This is a genomic window from Cupriavidus numazuensis, from assembly GCF_905397435.1.
Taxonomy (GTDB): Bacteria; Pseudomonadota; Gammaproteobacteria; order Burkholderiales; family Burkholderiaceae; genus Cupriavidus; species Cupriavidus numazuensis.
Window position 1 is genome coordinate 1 of the sequence record NZ_CAJPVI010000069.1, and the last position, 14,211, is coordinate 14,211.

The window sequence follows — 14,211 nt, forward strand, 5'->3', positions numbered from 1 at the left end:
TCGTGGTGGTCGTGGTGGTGGGGGCGGGAATCACGGCGACGAATGCCGAAGACGAAGCATTGGCGGAACCCTGCACCTCAGATATCCCGTTCGTCGGAACAGGGTCCTGAAGCATGGCCGGCAATGCGGCACCTGGCTGGGCAGCCAATGCATCGATGGGCATCGTGCGCTCCCGCTCCAACAGATATTGCGCGATCCACTTGCGCAACAAACTCACGTGGACGCCACTCTGCTGGGCCTGACGGGCGATGGACACACCAGCGCTCAGGCAAGCTTCCACCAATGCTCGCTTACTTGCCTTGTCGTACCGGCGCCGGCCTCTGCGGTTGCAACTGACGACTTTCAGTTCCGGGGATTTCTCTTTCATCGGTATCCTCCTGTGGTGGGTGGACACCATCATCCTCATTCAGCGACCCGTTTGATAGACGCCGGTAAATGACTGCATACGCTTCAGCAGCGCATTGACCGTCGCGATCAGTTCGATGATGAGCGCATCCTTCTGCTCGTGTGTCATCGACTTCAGGTCGGGAACCTGCAACTCGGGTGTCTTCTTCGCCATCCCGACACTATGCCGGGTTCAGACACTGTTTACAACATCCCCGACACCACCCGCTGAATAGTTACTATTTTCTTACATCCATAGGGACGCGCCGCATTGTCAGATGCGATCCTCGCGATCTTGCGCGGTGCGCTCGGCGGTCGCGGCATCAACGGGATCGTCGCGCTGCCGCATCAGCCAGTAGACGCTGCCAAGCGCAACCAGTCCGGCCGCGAGTGCAGCGATGTGTGCCGGGTCCGCGGCTGGGTCGAGGATGATGAACTTGCGCGCTATCGCGAGCATCGCCACGAGGATCACGGTTTTGACTTGAACGATATGATCTCTTCTTAACATGACGCGGATAATCGAATGCTTGAACTCCATCGCGATCAAGAGCGTCATCACCATCCCAAAGACCGCCTGGAAGACCGCATGATCCAGAGCATCGAACGCCCCTGACAGCAACAGCGCGATGACCGCCCGAATCAACTGCCACAGCGATACGATGATGACCACCGATATCACGATGCTCAGGATATGCGCGATGATCTGCTCGAAGCGCTCATAGAAGGTCAGCACGCGCCATTGCAGCCGAAGCTTGTCAAGGTTCAAGGGAATGGTCCGCCTCATTTTCTTATTAATGCGAATGGAAACGCGGTTGACGCCACTCGGGGAAGAATGTCGATTTCAGGCAAGCTAAGCCCCTATCAGTGGCTTTCAACCTCATCGGACTCTTTTGGTTCCGGCCAACCCGCAGGCCACCATCCTCCTGCCTGCTTGATTAAAATTAGTTCTGGAATCAAGCATCCGAAATTTTGAAGAGCCCGTTCTTTGATGAGTCGCCAAAACTCGGCTTTGAAGATAGCAAGCCCCTCCTCAAAATTGATCAACGCAACGGGCGCAGCCAGGATGGCCGCTTCGTGAGCGCTCTTCGTAAAGACTGTCTTCTTGACATCATACCGGTTCGACCACGTGACAGTCGCATACAGGACGTTTTGAACTGACCTCGTGCGTAGCGCCGGCATCAAAATATGGTAGCCACAGCTTTGGTGTCTTATATACACCAGTTCATGCACCAACTTTGTTTCGTCGATAAGATTGATTGATGTTATACGGATCTTGTGTGGCTCCAAGAACTCGCAATCCCGATTTTTAACGCGAGCCAGCTCCTGCGAACGCTTAATCACGGCCAACCCCTCTGGCTCGCCTTGCTGTAACGTCACGACATTTTTCGACTCTCTTAATGGCGGAATCGCTTGAATGTATTCTTCTCCGATATAAACGAATCGGTAGCCATCATGGCCAAGATTTCGGTCCCGTTCCGGACACAACTCGGGGACTCTTGGGTGGGCATTTCCTTCGAAGACGGCATGAAGCCATTCAACCTCGTCGAACTTCTTCTGTACTCCGCGCCAAGTGAAAGTGGCATCCAGAAATAGACCGAATTCCGCGCCGTTCAGCCCCGGCGGATGATCATGGTTGAATTCGCTAAGCCGTGCCGCCAGATAGGTCAGTGCCGCGCCGTGATGAGTAGGGGAGTAGGCCAGAAATGTATCAACAATGGTCTGGCGCACGCCGGCATTAAGCGAGCCCTGAAGCCCCAGGACCGTGTTTGCGTGGGCATCCAAGGTGGTCCGCATTGGTATCAGGATGAAGCAGTCAGCGAGAGGTTGCTCGAACCGCTCAATACGGTAGTGCCGGCGTATCGCCGACACTATTTGGACCTCCCCGAGTGATCCGGGCAGAGGATGCTGTGAGCTTGTAGTGAATCCACGCGCTGACAGCCGTGATGGATCCGGTGCCAGGTTAAAAGTATCGCCATTCCTGCGCGGTTGGCAGACCCAGTCAAGTAGTTGGGGGGCGCTTAGTTGCAAAGGATCTGTGATCGCGTCCATAGTCGCCTCGTATAGTTAGCTTCAGCGGGTCTCTTCGGCATTAACGCTTCTTACCAGACCCTGTCGACTTCCGCATCCAGCCTGTGATCCGCGCCCCCAAGCTTGGCGCCAGAATCCCGCGCTCGGAAGCGAGGAACCACATGCGTGCCAAGCTCTTTGACGACCTCGGCTGCACTTCGGTGGCCGTATTTCAGATTCAAAATAATGTGGTCAACGCCAATCTCCTGCAGGACATCAAGCAAGTCAATCAGATGGCGCCTGCCAAGCTTGAATCCCAAATGAATCGGCGATGGTGTTGTCGACGGCGATGCATCGAGGTCGATGTAGAGCGACTGCATGAACGGCTTGTACTCGCTTCCGGATTGCACGATAACTTCCTGCCGCCACTTATCTACGTACAATCGTTGGAGGTGAGGCGGACGGGGATAGGTGATCCACCCGCAGCCATGTTTGGCAATCCAATCCAGTGATTGGCGACAGTGTCCGGTCACGAAAAGCGGAATCTCGCTTGTAGTGGGCTTTGGAACCAGGTCGGCACCGATTAGCTCTCCGTCACTCCAACTGACGTGCTCAAAGCTCGTGTGCTGAACCCGTCGGATCACTTCCACCCTTTCGCGGAAAATCTCGCCCCGCTTTTCCGGGTCGATGTTGAACGCTGGAAACTCAACCGGACGATCACCGGAGGCGACTCCCAACAGTAGCCGGCCATTACTCAGTTGATCGACGCTCGCCGCCGCTTTGGCGGTATGCAAGGGGTTGCGCAACGGTAGCGCGATGGAAGCCGTGCCGAGGGCGATTTTTGATGTGTGGGCGGCCATAAACCCCATGTAGACCCACGGATCGAAAACCTGGCCCACATCGCCAAAGCTTGGATCTCTAAGGGGAACATCACGGAACCATAACGCTGAAAAACCTAACTCCTCGGCGCGCTTTGCAAGTGCAACCTGGTTGCGCATCGTCGGCCGATCTCCGTCGAAAGCTTCAATTGGAAAGAACAATCCCAAGCTAAGCGATCCAGACGAGAAAGCGTGTTCAAATCCTCTATGCCGCTGGTAAGGAACAGTACTAGGTTGGTACATCTGCATACCCCGGTTCACGAAAACTTGTTTTGCGAAAGCTATGGGTGACGCGCGCGTATTGTCAACATCAGCCACGGAGTTGGAAAGACGCTGCACGCGCAGCGAGTTCCTCAGCTTCTTTATCGCTGCCTGGTTCGATCCATTCGAACGGTATGTCGCAGCGATGGAGAAAGTTGCGTATCGCGTAGCCATTAGCGCTGCGCATGCGTCCATAGATCCTGACCATGAACTTGTCCGCCCTTGAGGACGTTCAGGAGTTTCTCTCGTTTCATGCCTTCACTTGCCAGCAGCCCGCGCTCGATAACAGCGGTAGACCTATCCCAACACGGTAGATGCATCGCAGGGGTGTGTCTTTCGCGATTCTGCCGGATTTTGTTGGCGTTCTGCCGACACTTCCATAACATCGGGCGCGCGACTCGGATGCGGCGAGGAAGTCGTCGGTCGGGAGCAGGTCTTTGCGCCTGCCGGGCCATACCAACGCACGTGTTGAGCATCGAGACCAGGAGATTGTGGTACAGCCGGAAGGACCGACGCGGGAGACGCAGTGCGCAACGGCATCGAATGGGGCACGCGTCTTTGTTGACCGCCAGTCGGAACCCCCAATGGGGCGATGGACCGGATGACTGCAGGATCGTGACACATCTGAGCAGAAATCGAAAAGAAGCGCGCGCGAAGTCATGGCTAGACTGCGCGTAGCGCGGGATCCTGTCAATGTGCTTTGACGCCGACGCCTCGGGCGTCTATGGCAGCACCTTTCGGCCCGAGTCGAAAACACACGGAGCGAATATGCCTGATACGGAAATCGCCCCCGGAGAAACCCGGCAGCACGAAGCTCAAATTTCCCTACACAAACTGTTCGAACCCGTAAAGGTGGGCCCGTACAACCTTCGTCATCGAGTCGTAATGGCGCCGCTGACGCGTTCGCGCGCGACCCGACCAGGCAACATTCCGTCGCAGCTCAACGCCTGCTATTACGCGCAGCGTGCAGCGGCCGCGCTCATCATCAGCGAGGCGACGCAGGTGTCGATGCAAGGGCAGGGCTACGCATGGACCCCTGGCATACATAGCCCGGCGCAGGTCGAAGGCTGGCGGCTCGTGGCGGACGCCGTGCACGAGGCGGGCGGGTTGATGTTCATGCAACTGTGGCGCGTAGGACGCATATCACACCCCTCATTGCAGCCCGATGAAATGCTGCCAGTTGCACCCTCTGCGGTCCAGCCGAAAGCAGAGGCGTTCAGTGAGAACGAGCGGGGCGAAGGTGTCGTCGCGCCCTGCGTCAAGCCTCGTGCGCTGCAGGTAGAAGAAATGCCGTATCTCGTGCGCCAATACTTCAGGGGAGCGCGCAACGCAAAGGCTGCCGGTATGGACGGCGTCGAAGTACATGGCGCGAACGGATATCTGCTCGACCAGTTCCTGTTGTCCGGGACGAACCGCCGCACGGACGAATACGGCGGATCGACCGAGCGTCGGGCCAAGCTGCTATTCGAGGTGATCGAGACGGTTTGCGAAGTGTGGGGGCCAGAAAAGGTCGGCGTAAGGATCTCTCCTCTTGGCACCTTCAACGATATGCACGACGACGATCCCGAGGCCACCTTTTCTTACGTCATCGAAAAATTCAATCGATACGGGCTGGCTTATTTGCACATCGTCAATCCCGCGCTGGCGGCGACCGGTGAGGATGTGGCTTTCATCGAGCGCGCGAAACGCATGAGCCAGATGATACGCCGCACTTATCATGGTGTGCTGATGGTCGCCGGTGGATTCGACGGCGGCAGTGCGGAAAGTTGGCTCGAGGACGGCAACGCGGACCTGATCGCGTTCGGACGTTTGTTCATCGCCAATCCCGACCTTCCGGAACGCTTCCGGTCGCACGCTCCGCTCAATTCGCCGGATCCATCTACGTTCTACGGGGGCGGCGAGCGCGGATATACCGACTATCCGTCGCTCGCGCAGGAGCGCGGGAAAGCCCCACGGTCCGTCATCGATGGGCGCTGGAGATAGACTGTCGCTGACGGCAAGTTCGCTGGCGTCACGCGACGATTTGCGATGGCCGCCGAGCCGGCGACCGATCACGTTGAGAGGTGCACCATGGCTGACACTACCTGGGTTGTCGTCGCCGACGGCGGCCGTGCTCGAATCTTCGAGACCCCGGGACTTAAACTAGACCTGCGGGAAATCGAAGACCTCCTCAATGTCGTCCCTAGTGGACCGGCGCTGAGCGAGAAGGAACGCGAAAAATTCGCGAAGACCGTCGCCGACCGCATCGAGCAGGGACGGCTTCATCACCGGTATCAGCGATTGCGATTTGCCGTGGAGCCGAAATTTTTCGGTATGCTTCGCAAGCGTCTTAGCGAGGAGACGCGTCGGATGATTTTCGAAGAAATCAACGAAGATCTGTCGGCCCTCGATGCGCGCGAAATTCAAGCGCACCTGGGAAGGCATTGAAGGCGAACTGCGAGCGACGCGGGTTGCGGTAACGGGCCTGAGCATACAGCGCGTGGCGCGGCGGGAATCGTGTCATCGTCTCCGGCGGGGCGCTGTGCCGGGTTCATTTTGTTCCACGACATCGAAACCGCTGAGCCAACGTACAACGCCGGTAGCAGGATGCAGGGGCTCGCACCTATACTCGCCGTCGACAACCGCCAGAAGTCCGGTCGTTTCGACTCTTTTTCCTTCGACACAGATAACCTGGGACGCCATCCGCATCGCGCCTGAACTTGCTGTGTCGCTCATGGCTGGTCTCCCGTGATAGCGCTGTTGCGTGGATGACCCTGACGCCCACGGGGGACGGTCAGGTATTTGAGACTGAGGAAAGCATAACAAATCACCGTAGCGGTCAGGCCAAGCAGGATGAAACTGGTTCTGGGCAATAGCAGGGCAAGCCCGGTCAACACGAACACGATCAGGGTGTTCACGACCAACTGGCGCCGCAACTCGGGACGCTCCATGAAATAGGCGTACTGCTTGCCAATGAAAAAGCAGACCGTGCCGATGACCAACAGTATCCGGAAATCGGATACCTGCATGTCGTCCAGGATCGCATGCCGGATCAGGCTGGCCAGGATCGACAGGCCGATGAAAACAAAAAGATGCGAATACACGACCGAATGACCGGTCGTGAGCTTCTGTCTGGACAACAGGTGAAAACTGTCAAAGTAAACCCACCAGATGCTGGATATCGTCACGAAGCCGGTGGCGGCGGTCATCAGCCTCACCACAGTCCAGCTAATATTGGCCAGTCCCGCCGACAGGCTGATAACGGACTCTCCCAGTAAGATGAGCGTGAGCAGGCCCACACGCTCGATCAGGTGTTCGGTATGCACTGGGATGCCCTGGAGATGGCGCGCCAAAAAGAAGAGGAACGCAACCAGATCGAACAGTATCCCAAGGTAAAACACGACATATCGCTGTGGCGCGGGGAACACGATCGAAGCGAGGCTGATGGTGGCGCCAGCGAGGGTCACCCACCCAACTGCCGTTGTGAGATGCACGCTTTCCTTGTGCCGGTGTTTCGACACGAAATACATCATGGCGATGATGTATTTCGAACAAGCGTAGCAGACGATGATGACCTCAAAGCTGGCCAGGAATCGTTGGTCGATCAAGCCTGAGATGATAGTCATCAGGAACATGATGAACAGGGTTGCCAGCCGATGCTTGCGGTCATCCGCGTCGAACCGGTTGGCATATATCGTGTGGCTGACCCAAATCCACCACAAGGGTATGAAAGCGAGGACGAATTGCCAGAACTGGAGTGGATCGAGATGACCCTCGTGCGTGTGGTTCAGGATATGCGTTACGTCACCGATCGCTACCACAAAAATCAGGTCGAAGAACAACTCGAGCCACGTGGCACGGCGATTGAGTTCGAAATATTTTGTGTTGTGCATTTCGGGCCTAACAAGTAATGCTAACGCACCAATCGTCAGTGGTTGTTGAGGTACTGCCGCAGATACTCGACGGTGCGGCTTTCCTTCGCGCGCACGATCTCCACCGGTGTGCCGCTCGCCACGATCTTGCCGCCGGCGTCGCCGGCGCCCGGGCCGACGTCGATAACCCAGTCGCTCTGCGCGGCCACCCGCATGTCGTGTTCGACCACCACGACGGTATTGCCGGCATCCACGAGTCCCTGGAGTTGCACCATGAGTCGGTCCACGTCGGCGGGATGCAGGCCGGTGGTCGGCTCGTCGAGGATATACAGCGTGTCGCCGCGCTGCGCGCGTTGCAGTTCGGTGGCGAGTTTGATGCGCTGGGCTTCGCCGCCGGACAGTTCGGTGGCCGGCTGGCCGAGCCGCAGATAGCCCAGGCCGATGTCGCGCAGCACTTTCAACGCGCGCATCACGCTGGCTTCGTCGGCGAAGAACTCGCAGGCGGCGTCGACGGTCAGGCCGAGCACCTCGGCGATGTTTTTGTCGCGCCACGTGACTTCCAGCGTCTGCGTGTTGTAGCGCGTGCCGTGACATGTCGAGCAGGGCGCGTAGACGCTCGGCAGAAACAGCAGTTCGACGCTGACAAAGCCTTCGCCTTCACAAGTCGGGCAACGGCCTTGCGCCACGTTGAACGAAAAGCGGCCCGCGCTGTAGCGGCGCTTGCGTGCGAGCGGCGTGTCGGCGAACAGCTTGCGCACGTGGTCGAACAGGCCCGTGTAAGTGGCAAGGTTGGAGCGCGGCGTGCGGCCGATCGGCTTCTGATCGACTCGCACGAGTCGCCGCACGGCGTCCATCCCTTCGGTGATGCGGCCGCCGGTCGGCACGGCGATGGCGGCGAGCAACGGGTCCTGCTCGTCGTTGTCCGGGTCTTCGAAGGCGCGCCCAAGGTGGCTTGCGACCAGCTCGGGCAGTGCCTGGCTCACGAGGCTCGATTTGCCCGAGCCCGACACGCCTGTGACGGCAGTCAGACAGCCGAGCGGAAACGCGGCATCGAGCCCGAGCAGATTGTTGCGCGTGATGCCGGCGAGCCGCAGCCAGCCGGCAGATCTGCGCGGCATACGTTCGACCGGCGCTGGCGTCGCGAACAGATGCCGGCGCGTTTGCGACGCCTCCACCTTCGCGAGTCCGGCGGGCGGCCCGCTATAGACCACATAGCCGCCGGCTTCGCCCGCCGCGGGGCCGACGTCGACCAGCCAGTCGGCGCTCCGCATCATCTGCAGATCGTGTTCGACGACAAACAGCGAATTGCCCGCCGCCTTCAATCCCTGCAGCGCGCTGAAGAGTGCTTCGCTATCGGCGGGATGCAGACCGGCTGATGGCTCATCGAGCACGTACACGACGCCGAACAACTGCGACGATAACTGCGTGGCGAGTCGCAGGCGCTGCATTTCGCCGGATGACAGCGTGGGCGTGCTGCGCTCCAACGCGAGATAGCCCAGGCCCAGATCGACCAGCGTCGTCAGGCGCTCTAGCAGTTCGGCTGCGATGCGCTCGGCAGCGACGCGCTTCTCCTCGGACAGGTTGGGCGTGCGCCGCACGTCGGGCGAGGCTTTGTGCGCGGAACCGCCTGCCGCGACCCGCTTTTCGACGGCATCGCGCATGTCGCTCCTGCTGAGCACGCTGCCTTTGGCGGGGTCTTCTCCCGAATGAGCGGCATCCGGCTCGGGCCATTTGCCGCGCGCGATCGGTTCGAGCATCTCGGCAAGTCTGGCGAGCGGCAACTGCGCGAACGCGCCGATATCGAGCCCGGCGAATTTCACCGACAGCGCTTCCTTCTTGAGCCGCTTGCCATGGCAGGTCGGACAAACGCTGCCGACCATGAATTGCGACACGCGTTTTTTCATCAGCGCGCTTTGCGTGTTCGCGAACGTGTGCAGCACATAGCGGCGCGCACCGGTGAATGTCCCTTGATAGCTCGGTTCATCCTTGCGCTTGAGCGCGGCGCGGGTTTCTTTCGGCGTGAGGCCGGCGTAGACGGGCGCGGTCGGCTGTTCGTTGGTGAAGAGAATCCAGTCGCGGTCTTTCTTCGGCAAATCGCGCCACGGTTTATCGACGTCGTAGCCGAGCGTCACCAGAATGTCGCGCAGATTTTGTCCGTGCCAGGCGGGAGGCCATGCAGCGATCGCGCGCTCGCGAATGGTCAGCGAGTCGTCCGGCACCATGGATTTTTCCGTGACTTCGTACACGCGGCCGAGTCCATGGCAAGTCGGACAGGCGCCTTGCACCGTGTTCGGCGAGAAATCCTCTGCGAACAGCATGGGTTGCTTTGGCGGATAGTCGCCGGTGCGCGAATAGAGCATGCGCACGAGACTCGACAGCGTGGTCACGCTGCCAACCGACGAGCGCGCGCTCGGCGTGCCGCGCTGCTGCTGCAACGCGACCGCGGGCGGCAGGCCTCCGATCGCGTCCACTTCGGGCACGCCGACCTGTTCGATCAGGCGCCGGGCATACGGTGCGACCGATTCGAAATAGCGCCGCTGCGCTTCGGCGTACAACGTGCCAAATGCCAGCGACGATTTTCCCGATCCCGACACGCCGGTGAAGACGACTAGCGCATCACGCGGAATCTGCACGTCGATGTTTTTCAGATTGTGTTCGCGAGCGCCGCGCACGCGCACGAAGCCGGTGAAAGCGGGTGCGTCGGATGGTGCCGGCGTCGAGCGAGCTTTGTTGCGGATGGCGTCCATATCGATGAGTAACGAATAAGCATGGCTCGGCGCATCGGGCGAACACTAATGAAGGCGCGCGGAGCATTTTCTATGCGATGTTCGTGATATTAATTGGCATAGTAAAGAACAGCTATTACATGAATCTGGAAGGAACTCGGCGAGGCTATCTGGGCTCGAAGGCTGTTGAACAACGAGGGCGGGGATGGGCGCCGTGCCCGGCACTGTGGCGCACGCTCACCGCTTCGATCTGACCTGAAGCGCCAGCATGACAGCGGCGCATTTGCCCAGACAGTCGAGGCTGTAAAGAGCCATCCCTAAAGATTCAAGCATGATGTGCGAGACCAGCATGAGGATGCTTGCACCGAATGTCGCACTGTGTCATATCGAAGAGGATGTGTTCTTCAAGGGAAGCTTGCATGATGCGGTTCCTCGATTCTCATTAGACAATCAGGGAGATCAGCCAGCTGACACGGACAGCATCAGAAAGCCCCATGACGTGATCAAACGATCGTCGTTCGCGCTCCCGTCAGGCAGCGACGTTGGTTTTCTGAAAAGATGCCCTGCGCGATCAATGTGAAGTGCTGGGTGCGCGCGGTGCAAGTTCGGCTCGGGCACATGTATCACGTCGCTGGATTGGTTTCGGGTTTCGGATCTTCAGGCCCCGGTCGCCTTTGCCATGACTCACTCCTTCAACTCAAGCGTCGTATCAGGCCATGCTCAGCCTCGAGAGCAGCGCTTTTGCCGCTGCTTCCGACGAGGCGGGATTCTGGCCAGTAATCAGGCTTGCCGCGACGACCACATATGATTGCCAATCCGGTCCCTTCGAATACTTGCCTCCATTCTTCTTCAACATGTCCTCGACGAGGAAAGGCACCACTTCCGTAAGACCGACGGCCGCTTCTTCTGAATTGGCCAAGCCGGTTACGGGTTTATCGCGCACGAGCGGAGAGCCATCGGGCGCCTTTGCATGACGGAGCACACCGGATGCATGGCAAACGGCGGCGACCGGCTTTCCCGCCGCATACACGGTTTCGATCAATGCGATCGACTGCGGATCCTCTGCCAGATCCCATAGCGGTCCGTGTCCGCCGGGATAGAACAAGGCGTCATAGTCCGCAGCCGAGACAGTTGAGAGCTTCGCTGTATTTGCGAGGGCCGCTTGCACTTCGTTATCCTTCTTGAAACGCCGGGTCGCTTCGGTTTGCGAATCCGGATCGTCGCTCTTGGGGTCGAGAGGCGGCTGGCCGCCTTTTGGCGAAGCGAGCGTCATCTCGACGCCTGCGTCCTTGAACACGAAATAAGGCGCGGCAAACTCTTCGAGCCAGAATCCGGTTTTCCGGCCCGTATCGCCGAGCTGGTCGTGTGAAGTCAGTACCACCAGAATTTTCATGACAACCTCGCGAGTCCGTTCAATTCACGTTGCAACGAGCCGAAGAGCGGTGTCGTCGACCCAAGTCATTCTGGCAGTATAGGCGGCTGATAACTTCCGCGGCATAAGCCACCTCGGCCTTCAGTTCGGCAATGATCTCGCGCACGATCTCGGGATCGGGCCGCTTGTTGATCAGCGGCAACCGCGCGGAATGCTGCCGTACGTCCACATCTGAAAGCTGCGCAGCAGGAGGGCAGAGATCCGGCATGTTCTCGCAGGAATGAGGAAGAAGTGCAACCGGAAAAGGCCTAGTCTCGGCGTCATCGTCATCGGATCAATGGCCATCGGATCAATGGCCACGTCGACGAGATCAGCGTCATCTCTTAGCCTGCATACGTGGTCGGTATCGTGATGATCGGCAGGCTCCATACGACCGTGACGCCTTACCCAGGCCGCGATGGGAACATCGTCCACTACGCATTCAAGACACTGGCCTATGCGACGATCAACCTGCGGCACGAACAGGCAAGTCAAGGCCATATGCGTTCCTGACGACATCAGTGAGTTGAACAACCCTCTCCCGCTTTAACTGAAACTGGCATTTTTATGGAGTACCTATGAAAGCTGTTGTCTATAACGAGTCGGTTCCGCTCGGTTCGCCCGATGCCCTGACCGACACCACGTTGCCCGAGGCTGAGCCCACCGGGTATGACCTGTTGGTGGAAGTGCATTCGGTCTCGGTGAACCCGGTCGATACCAAGATCCGTGGCGGCGTGCTGCCGCCACCAGTGGTACCTAAGGTGCTGGGCTGGGATGCGTCCGGCGTGGTGCGCGCCGTGGGCGACAAAGTAACCCTGTTCAAGCCCGGCGATCGCGTCATGTACGCCGGTTCGCCGTTACGGGCGGGCACCAACAGCGAGCTGCACCTGGTCGACGAGCGCATCGTCGGTCCGATGCCGAAGAGCCTCAGCTTCGAGGAAGCGGCCGCGCTGCCGCTGACCTCGATCACGGCGTGGGAGTTGCTGTTCGACCGTTTGCAAGTGCGCGAAGGCAAAGACCCGATCGGGATGCTGCTGGTCATTGGCGGCGCCGGCGGCGTCGGCTCGATACTGATCCAGCTGTCGCGCCAGCTGACCGGCCTGACCGTGGTCGCCACCGCATCGCGGCCGGAAACACGGGAGTGGGTACGCGAGCTTGGTGCGCACCATGTGATCGACCACACGGAGCCGATGCCGAAGCAGTTGCGCGGCCTTGGCATTGACGAGGTCGATTACGGGGCGAGCCTGACCCACACTGACAAGCACCTGGTCGAAATCGCCGAGATACTGGCGCCGCAGGGCAAGCTGGGGCTCATCGATGACCCCGAGTCGCTCGACGTGCCGATCCTCAAGCCCAAGAGCATCTCGCTGCACTGGGAATTGATGTACACCCGCTCGATGTACCAGACCCGGGACATGATCGAGCAGCACAATATTTTGGTTCGGGTCGCCGAGTTGGTCGACGCCGGCGTGCTGCGCACGACGCTGGCGGACCATTTCGGCACCATCAACGCGGCCAATCTGCGCCGCGCCCATGCCTTGCTCGAGAGCGGCAAGGCGCGCGGCAAGATCGTGCTGTCCGGCTTTTGAGAGCCAAATTTTTAGACAGGCAAGGCCCATGCAGCCGACCGAGGCAAGTCGTGCCCCTCCCCTTGCCTTCACAATTGGCCAATTCCCGAAACCCGCCGGATTTCCTCGGCCACGATAGCGATCAGCGCTTCCGTGGCCGTACTCAAAGGCCGCTGTGGATGGCTGACGCAAACCAGGTGCCGCACGATGCGTGGAGCAACGATGGCATGTGATCGCAACCGGCCATCCTCCACGGCACGCTGCACGACGATGCGCGGCAGGACCGTGGCGAAGCGCGTAGCTTCCACAAACTGGACGATGGTGCCGAGAATGTCGATCTCGAACTTCGGCGCGAGGGTAACGTCTTCGATCTGGGTGGCCGTGTCCAGCACCACGCGCAAACCGTGCCGCTTGGTCGGCAGCACGAGTTCCACCCCCGGCAGCTTCGCCAATTCCACGGCCTCCGGCAGTTCGGGGCCGTGCGCAGCGCTGGTCACGAGGACCATCTCCTCGTCGTGCAACGACTGCATCTGCAACGCCAGCCGGCCCCTCTGCCGGTGCACCACCGCGGCATCGAGCTGGCCGGCGGACACGAGATCGATCAGCGCGCCGCTGAAGCCGTCCGCCACAGAGACCTCAACGTTCGGATAGCGCGCGTTGAAGCGCGCCAGCGACCCCACCAGCACGCTCTCCGTCTCCGAGGCCACCATGCCGATCGTGATGCGGCCGGCCATCTGTTCTTCCCGCTGCAACATCTGCTGCCGCGCGTTGGTGAGGTCGCGTACGATGGGCAGGAAGAGCCGGTACATCATGCGCCCGGCGGCGGTAGGCACCATGCCGTGCGGAATGCGCTCGAACAACTTCTGCCCGAATTCCTCTTCCAGCCGGGCGATCTGCATGCTGAGCGCCGGCTGCACGATGTTGAGTCGCCTGGCCGCACGGGTGACCGAGCCGTCCTCGAACAATGCGATGAAGTACTGGATTTGCTTGAGGTCCATGGGTCCAAGATATCAATAACACCAAATGCTTGCATCATTTTCTGTAATGCATCATTCCTCAGGTGAGCGCGCTGAAAGCCGCTTAAAGTGAGGGTTTTCCATCACTTTTCATGGAAGAATCGCTCAT

Annotated in this window: 14 protein-coding genes; 4 read left to right on the top strand and 10 right to left on the bottom strand. The window is 59.4% G+C overall.

All coding sequences use genetic code 11. From position 1 onward, the window contains the following. From KHO41_RS35420 to KHO41_RS35440, 5 genes are all read right to left on the bottom strand, one after another. The coding region (locus KHO41_RS35420; RefSeq protein WP_211957895.1) for a transposase at window positions 1-367 on the bottom strand (367 nt) is incomplete at its 3' end. Window positions 368-406: 39 nt separating this feature from the next. Beyond that, a complete protein-coding gene (locus KHO41_RS35425) occupies window positions 407-559 on the bottom strand; it encodes a hypothetical protein (RefSeq protein ID WP_211957896.1) in 153 nt (50 codons plus the stop codon). Window positions 560-658: 99 nt separating this feature from the next. After that, a complete protein-coding gene (locus KHO41_RS35430) occupies window positions 659-1,168 on the bottom strand; it encodes a phosphate-starvation-inducible PsiE family protein (RefSeq protein WP_211957897.1) in 510 nt (169 codons plus the stop codon). Window positions 1,169-1,245: 77 nt separating this feature from the next. Continuing rightward, window positions 1,246-2,433 (bottom strand): hypothetical protein, encoded by a 1,188-nt coding sequence (locus KHO41_RS35435; RefSeq protein WP_211957898.1) that lies wholly within the window; start codon window positions 2,431-2,433, stop codon window positions 1,246-1,248. 50 nt (window positions 2,434-2,483) lie between these two features. Then, window positions 2,484-3,704 carry an LLM class oxidoreductase gene (locus tag KHO41_RS35440; protein WP_455363900.1) on the bottom strand — a complete coding sequence of 407 codons (1,221 nt, stop codon included), beginning with the start codon at window positions 3,702-3,704 and terminating at the stop codon, window positions 2,484-2,486. Between the two features lie 594 nt (window positions 3,705-4,298). Between KHO41_RS35440 and KHO41_RS35450 the strand changes: the two genes are divergently transcribed. Next, window positions 4,299-5,513, top strand: coding sequence for an alkene reductase (locus tag KHO41_RS35450; protein ID WP_211957899.1), 1,215 nt, complete (start codon window positions 4,299-4,301; stop codon window positions 5,511-5,513). 87 nt (window positions 5,514-5,600) lie between these two features. Continuing rightward, entirely contained in the window at window positions 5,601-5,957 is a 357-nt protein-coding gene (locus KHO41_RS35455; protein ID WP_211957900.1) for a host attachment protein, read from the top strand. A 284-nt stretch (window positions 5,958-6,241) separates the two neighbouring features. Here KHO41_RS35455 and KHO41_RS35460 read toward each other — a convergent pair whose 3' ends face one another. The 4 genes from KHO41_RS35460 to KHO41_RS35475 form a co-directional block, all read right to left on the bottom strand. Continuing rightward, on the bottom strand, window positions 6,242-7,402 hold the full coding sequence (locus tag KHO41_RS35460) for a low temperature requirement protein A (RefSeq protein ID WP_211957901.1): 1,161 nt from the start codon (window positions 7,400-7,402) through the stop codon (window positions 6,242-6,244). Window positions 7,403-7,437: 35 nt separating this feature from the next. Further along, window positions 7,438-10,128: an excinuclease ABC subunit UvrA gene (locus tag KHO41_RS35465; RefSeq protein ID WP_211957902.1), complete on the bottom strand. Its 2,691-nt coding sequence runs from the start codon at window positions 10,126-10,128 to the stop codon at window positions 7,438-7,440. 688 nt (window positions 10,129-10,816) lie between these two features. Next, window positions 10,817-11,500, bottom strand: a complete 684-nt coding sequence (locus tag KHO41_RS35470) for a type 1 glutamine amidotransferase domain-containing protein (RefSeq protein WP_211957903.1) — start codon at window positions 11,498-11,500, stop codon at window positions 10,817-10,819. A 19-nt stretch (window positions 11,501-11,519) separates the two neighbouring features. After that, complete coding sequence (locus KHO41_RS35475; protein ID WP_211957925.1) at window positions 11,520-11,747, bottom strand: hypothetical protein; 228 nt, start codon at window positions 11,745-11,747, stop codon at window positions 11,520-11,522. A gap of 143 nt (window positions 11,748-11,890) precedes the next feature. Between KHO41_RS35475 and KHO41_RS35480 the strand changes: the two genes are divergently transcribed. Both KHO41_RS35480 and KHO41_RS35485 read left to right on the top strand, forming a co-directional pair. Next, the gene (locus KHO41_RS35480) at window positions 11,891-12,031 is read left to right on the top strand and encodes a hypothetical protein (RefSeq protein ID WP_211957904.1); all 141 of its coding nucleotides are present in this window, start codon (window positions 11,891-11,893) and stop codon (window positions 12,029-12,031) included. 65 nt (window positions 12,032-12,096) lie between these two features. Continuing rightward, entirely contained in the window at window positions 12,097-13,107 is a 1,011-nt protein-coding gene (locus tag KHO41_RS35485) for a zinc-binding alcohol dehydrogenase family protein (protein WP_211957905.1), read from the top strand. A gap of 68 nt (window positions 13,108-13,175) precedes the next feature. Here KHO41_RS35485 and KHO41_RS35490 read toward each other — a convergent pair whose 3' ends face one another. Further along, entirely contained in the window at window positions 13,176-14,084 is a 909-nt protein-coding gene (locus KHO41_RS35490; RefSeq protein WP_211957906.1) for a LysR family transcriptional regulator, read from the bottom strand. Window positions 14,085-14,211: the final 127 nt, after the last annotated feature.

Coding starts and splice junctions, on each gene's coding strand:
- KHO41_RS35425 (WP_211957896.1), bottom strand. CDS start 559: ATGGCGAAGAAGACACCCGAGTTGCAGGTTCCCGACCTGAAGTCGATG.
- KHO41_RS35430 (WP_211957897.1), bottom strand. CDS start 1,168: ATGAGGCGGACCATTCCCTTGAACCTTGACAAGCTTCGGCTGCAATGG.
- KHO41_RS35435 (WP_211957898.1), bottom strand. CDS start 2,433: ATGGACGCGATCACAGATCCTTTGCAACTAAGCGCCCCCCAACTACTT.
- KHO41_RS35440 (WP_455363900.1), bottom strand. CDS start 3,704: ATGGCTACGCGATACGCAACTTTCTCCATCGCTGCGACATACCGTTCG.
- KHO41_RS35450 (WP_211957899.1), top strand. CDS start 4,299: ATGCCTGATACGGAAATCGCCCCCGGAGAAACCCGGCAGCACGAAGCT.
- KHO41_RS35455 (WP_211957900.1), top strand. CDS start 5,601: ATGGCTGACACTACCTGGGTTGTCGTCGCCGACGGCGGCCGTGCTCGA.
- KHO41_RS35460 (WP_211957901.1), bottom strand. CDS start 7,402: ATGCACAACACAAAATATTTCGAACTCAATCGCCGTGCCACGTGGCTC.
- KHO41_RS35465 (WP_211957902.1), bottom strand. CDS start 10,128: ATGGACGCCATCCGCAACAAAGCTCGCTCGACGCCGGCACCATCCGAC.
- KHO41_RS35470 (WP_211957903.1), bottom strand. CDS start 11,500: ATGAAAATTCTGGTGGTACTGACTTCACACGACCAGCTCGGCGATACG.
- KHO41_RS35475 (WP_211957925.1), bottom strand. CDS start 11,747: ATGCCGGATCTCTGCCCTCCTGCTGCGCAGCTTTCAGATGTGGACGTA.
- KHO41_RS35480 (WP_211957904.1), top strand. CDS start 11,891: ATGATCGGCAGGCTCCATACGACCGTGACGCCTTACCCAGGCCGCGAT.
- KHO41_RS35485 (WP_211957905.1), top strand. CDS start 12,097: ATGAAAGCTGTTGTCTATAACGAGTCGGTTCCGCTCGGTTCGCCCGAT.
- KHO41_RS35490 (WP_211957906.1), bottom strand. CDS start 14,084: ATGGACCTCAAGCAAATCCAGTACTTCATCGCATTGTTCGAGGACGGC.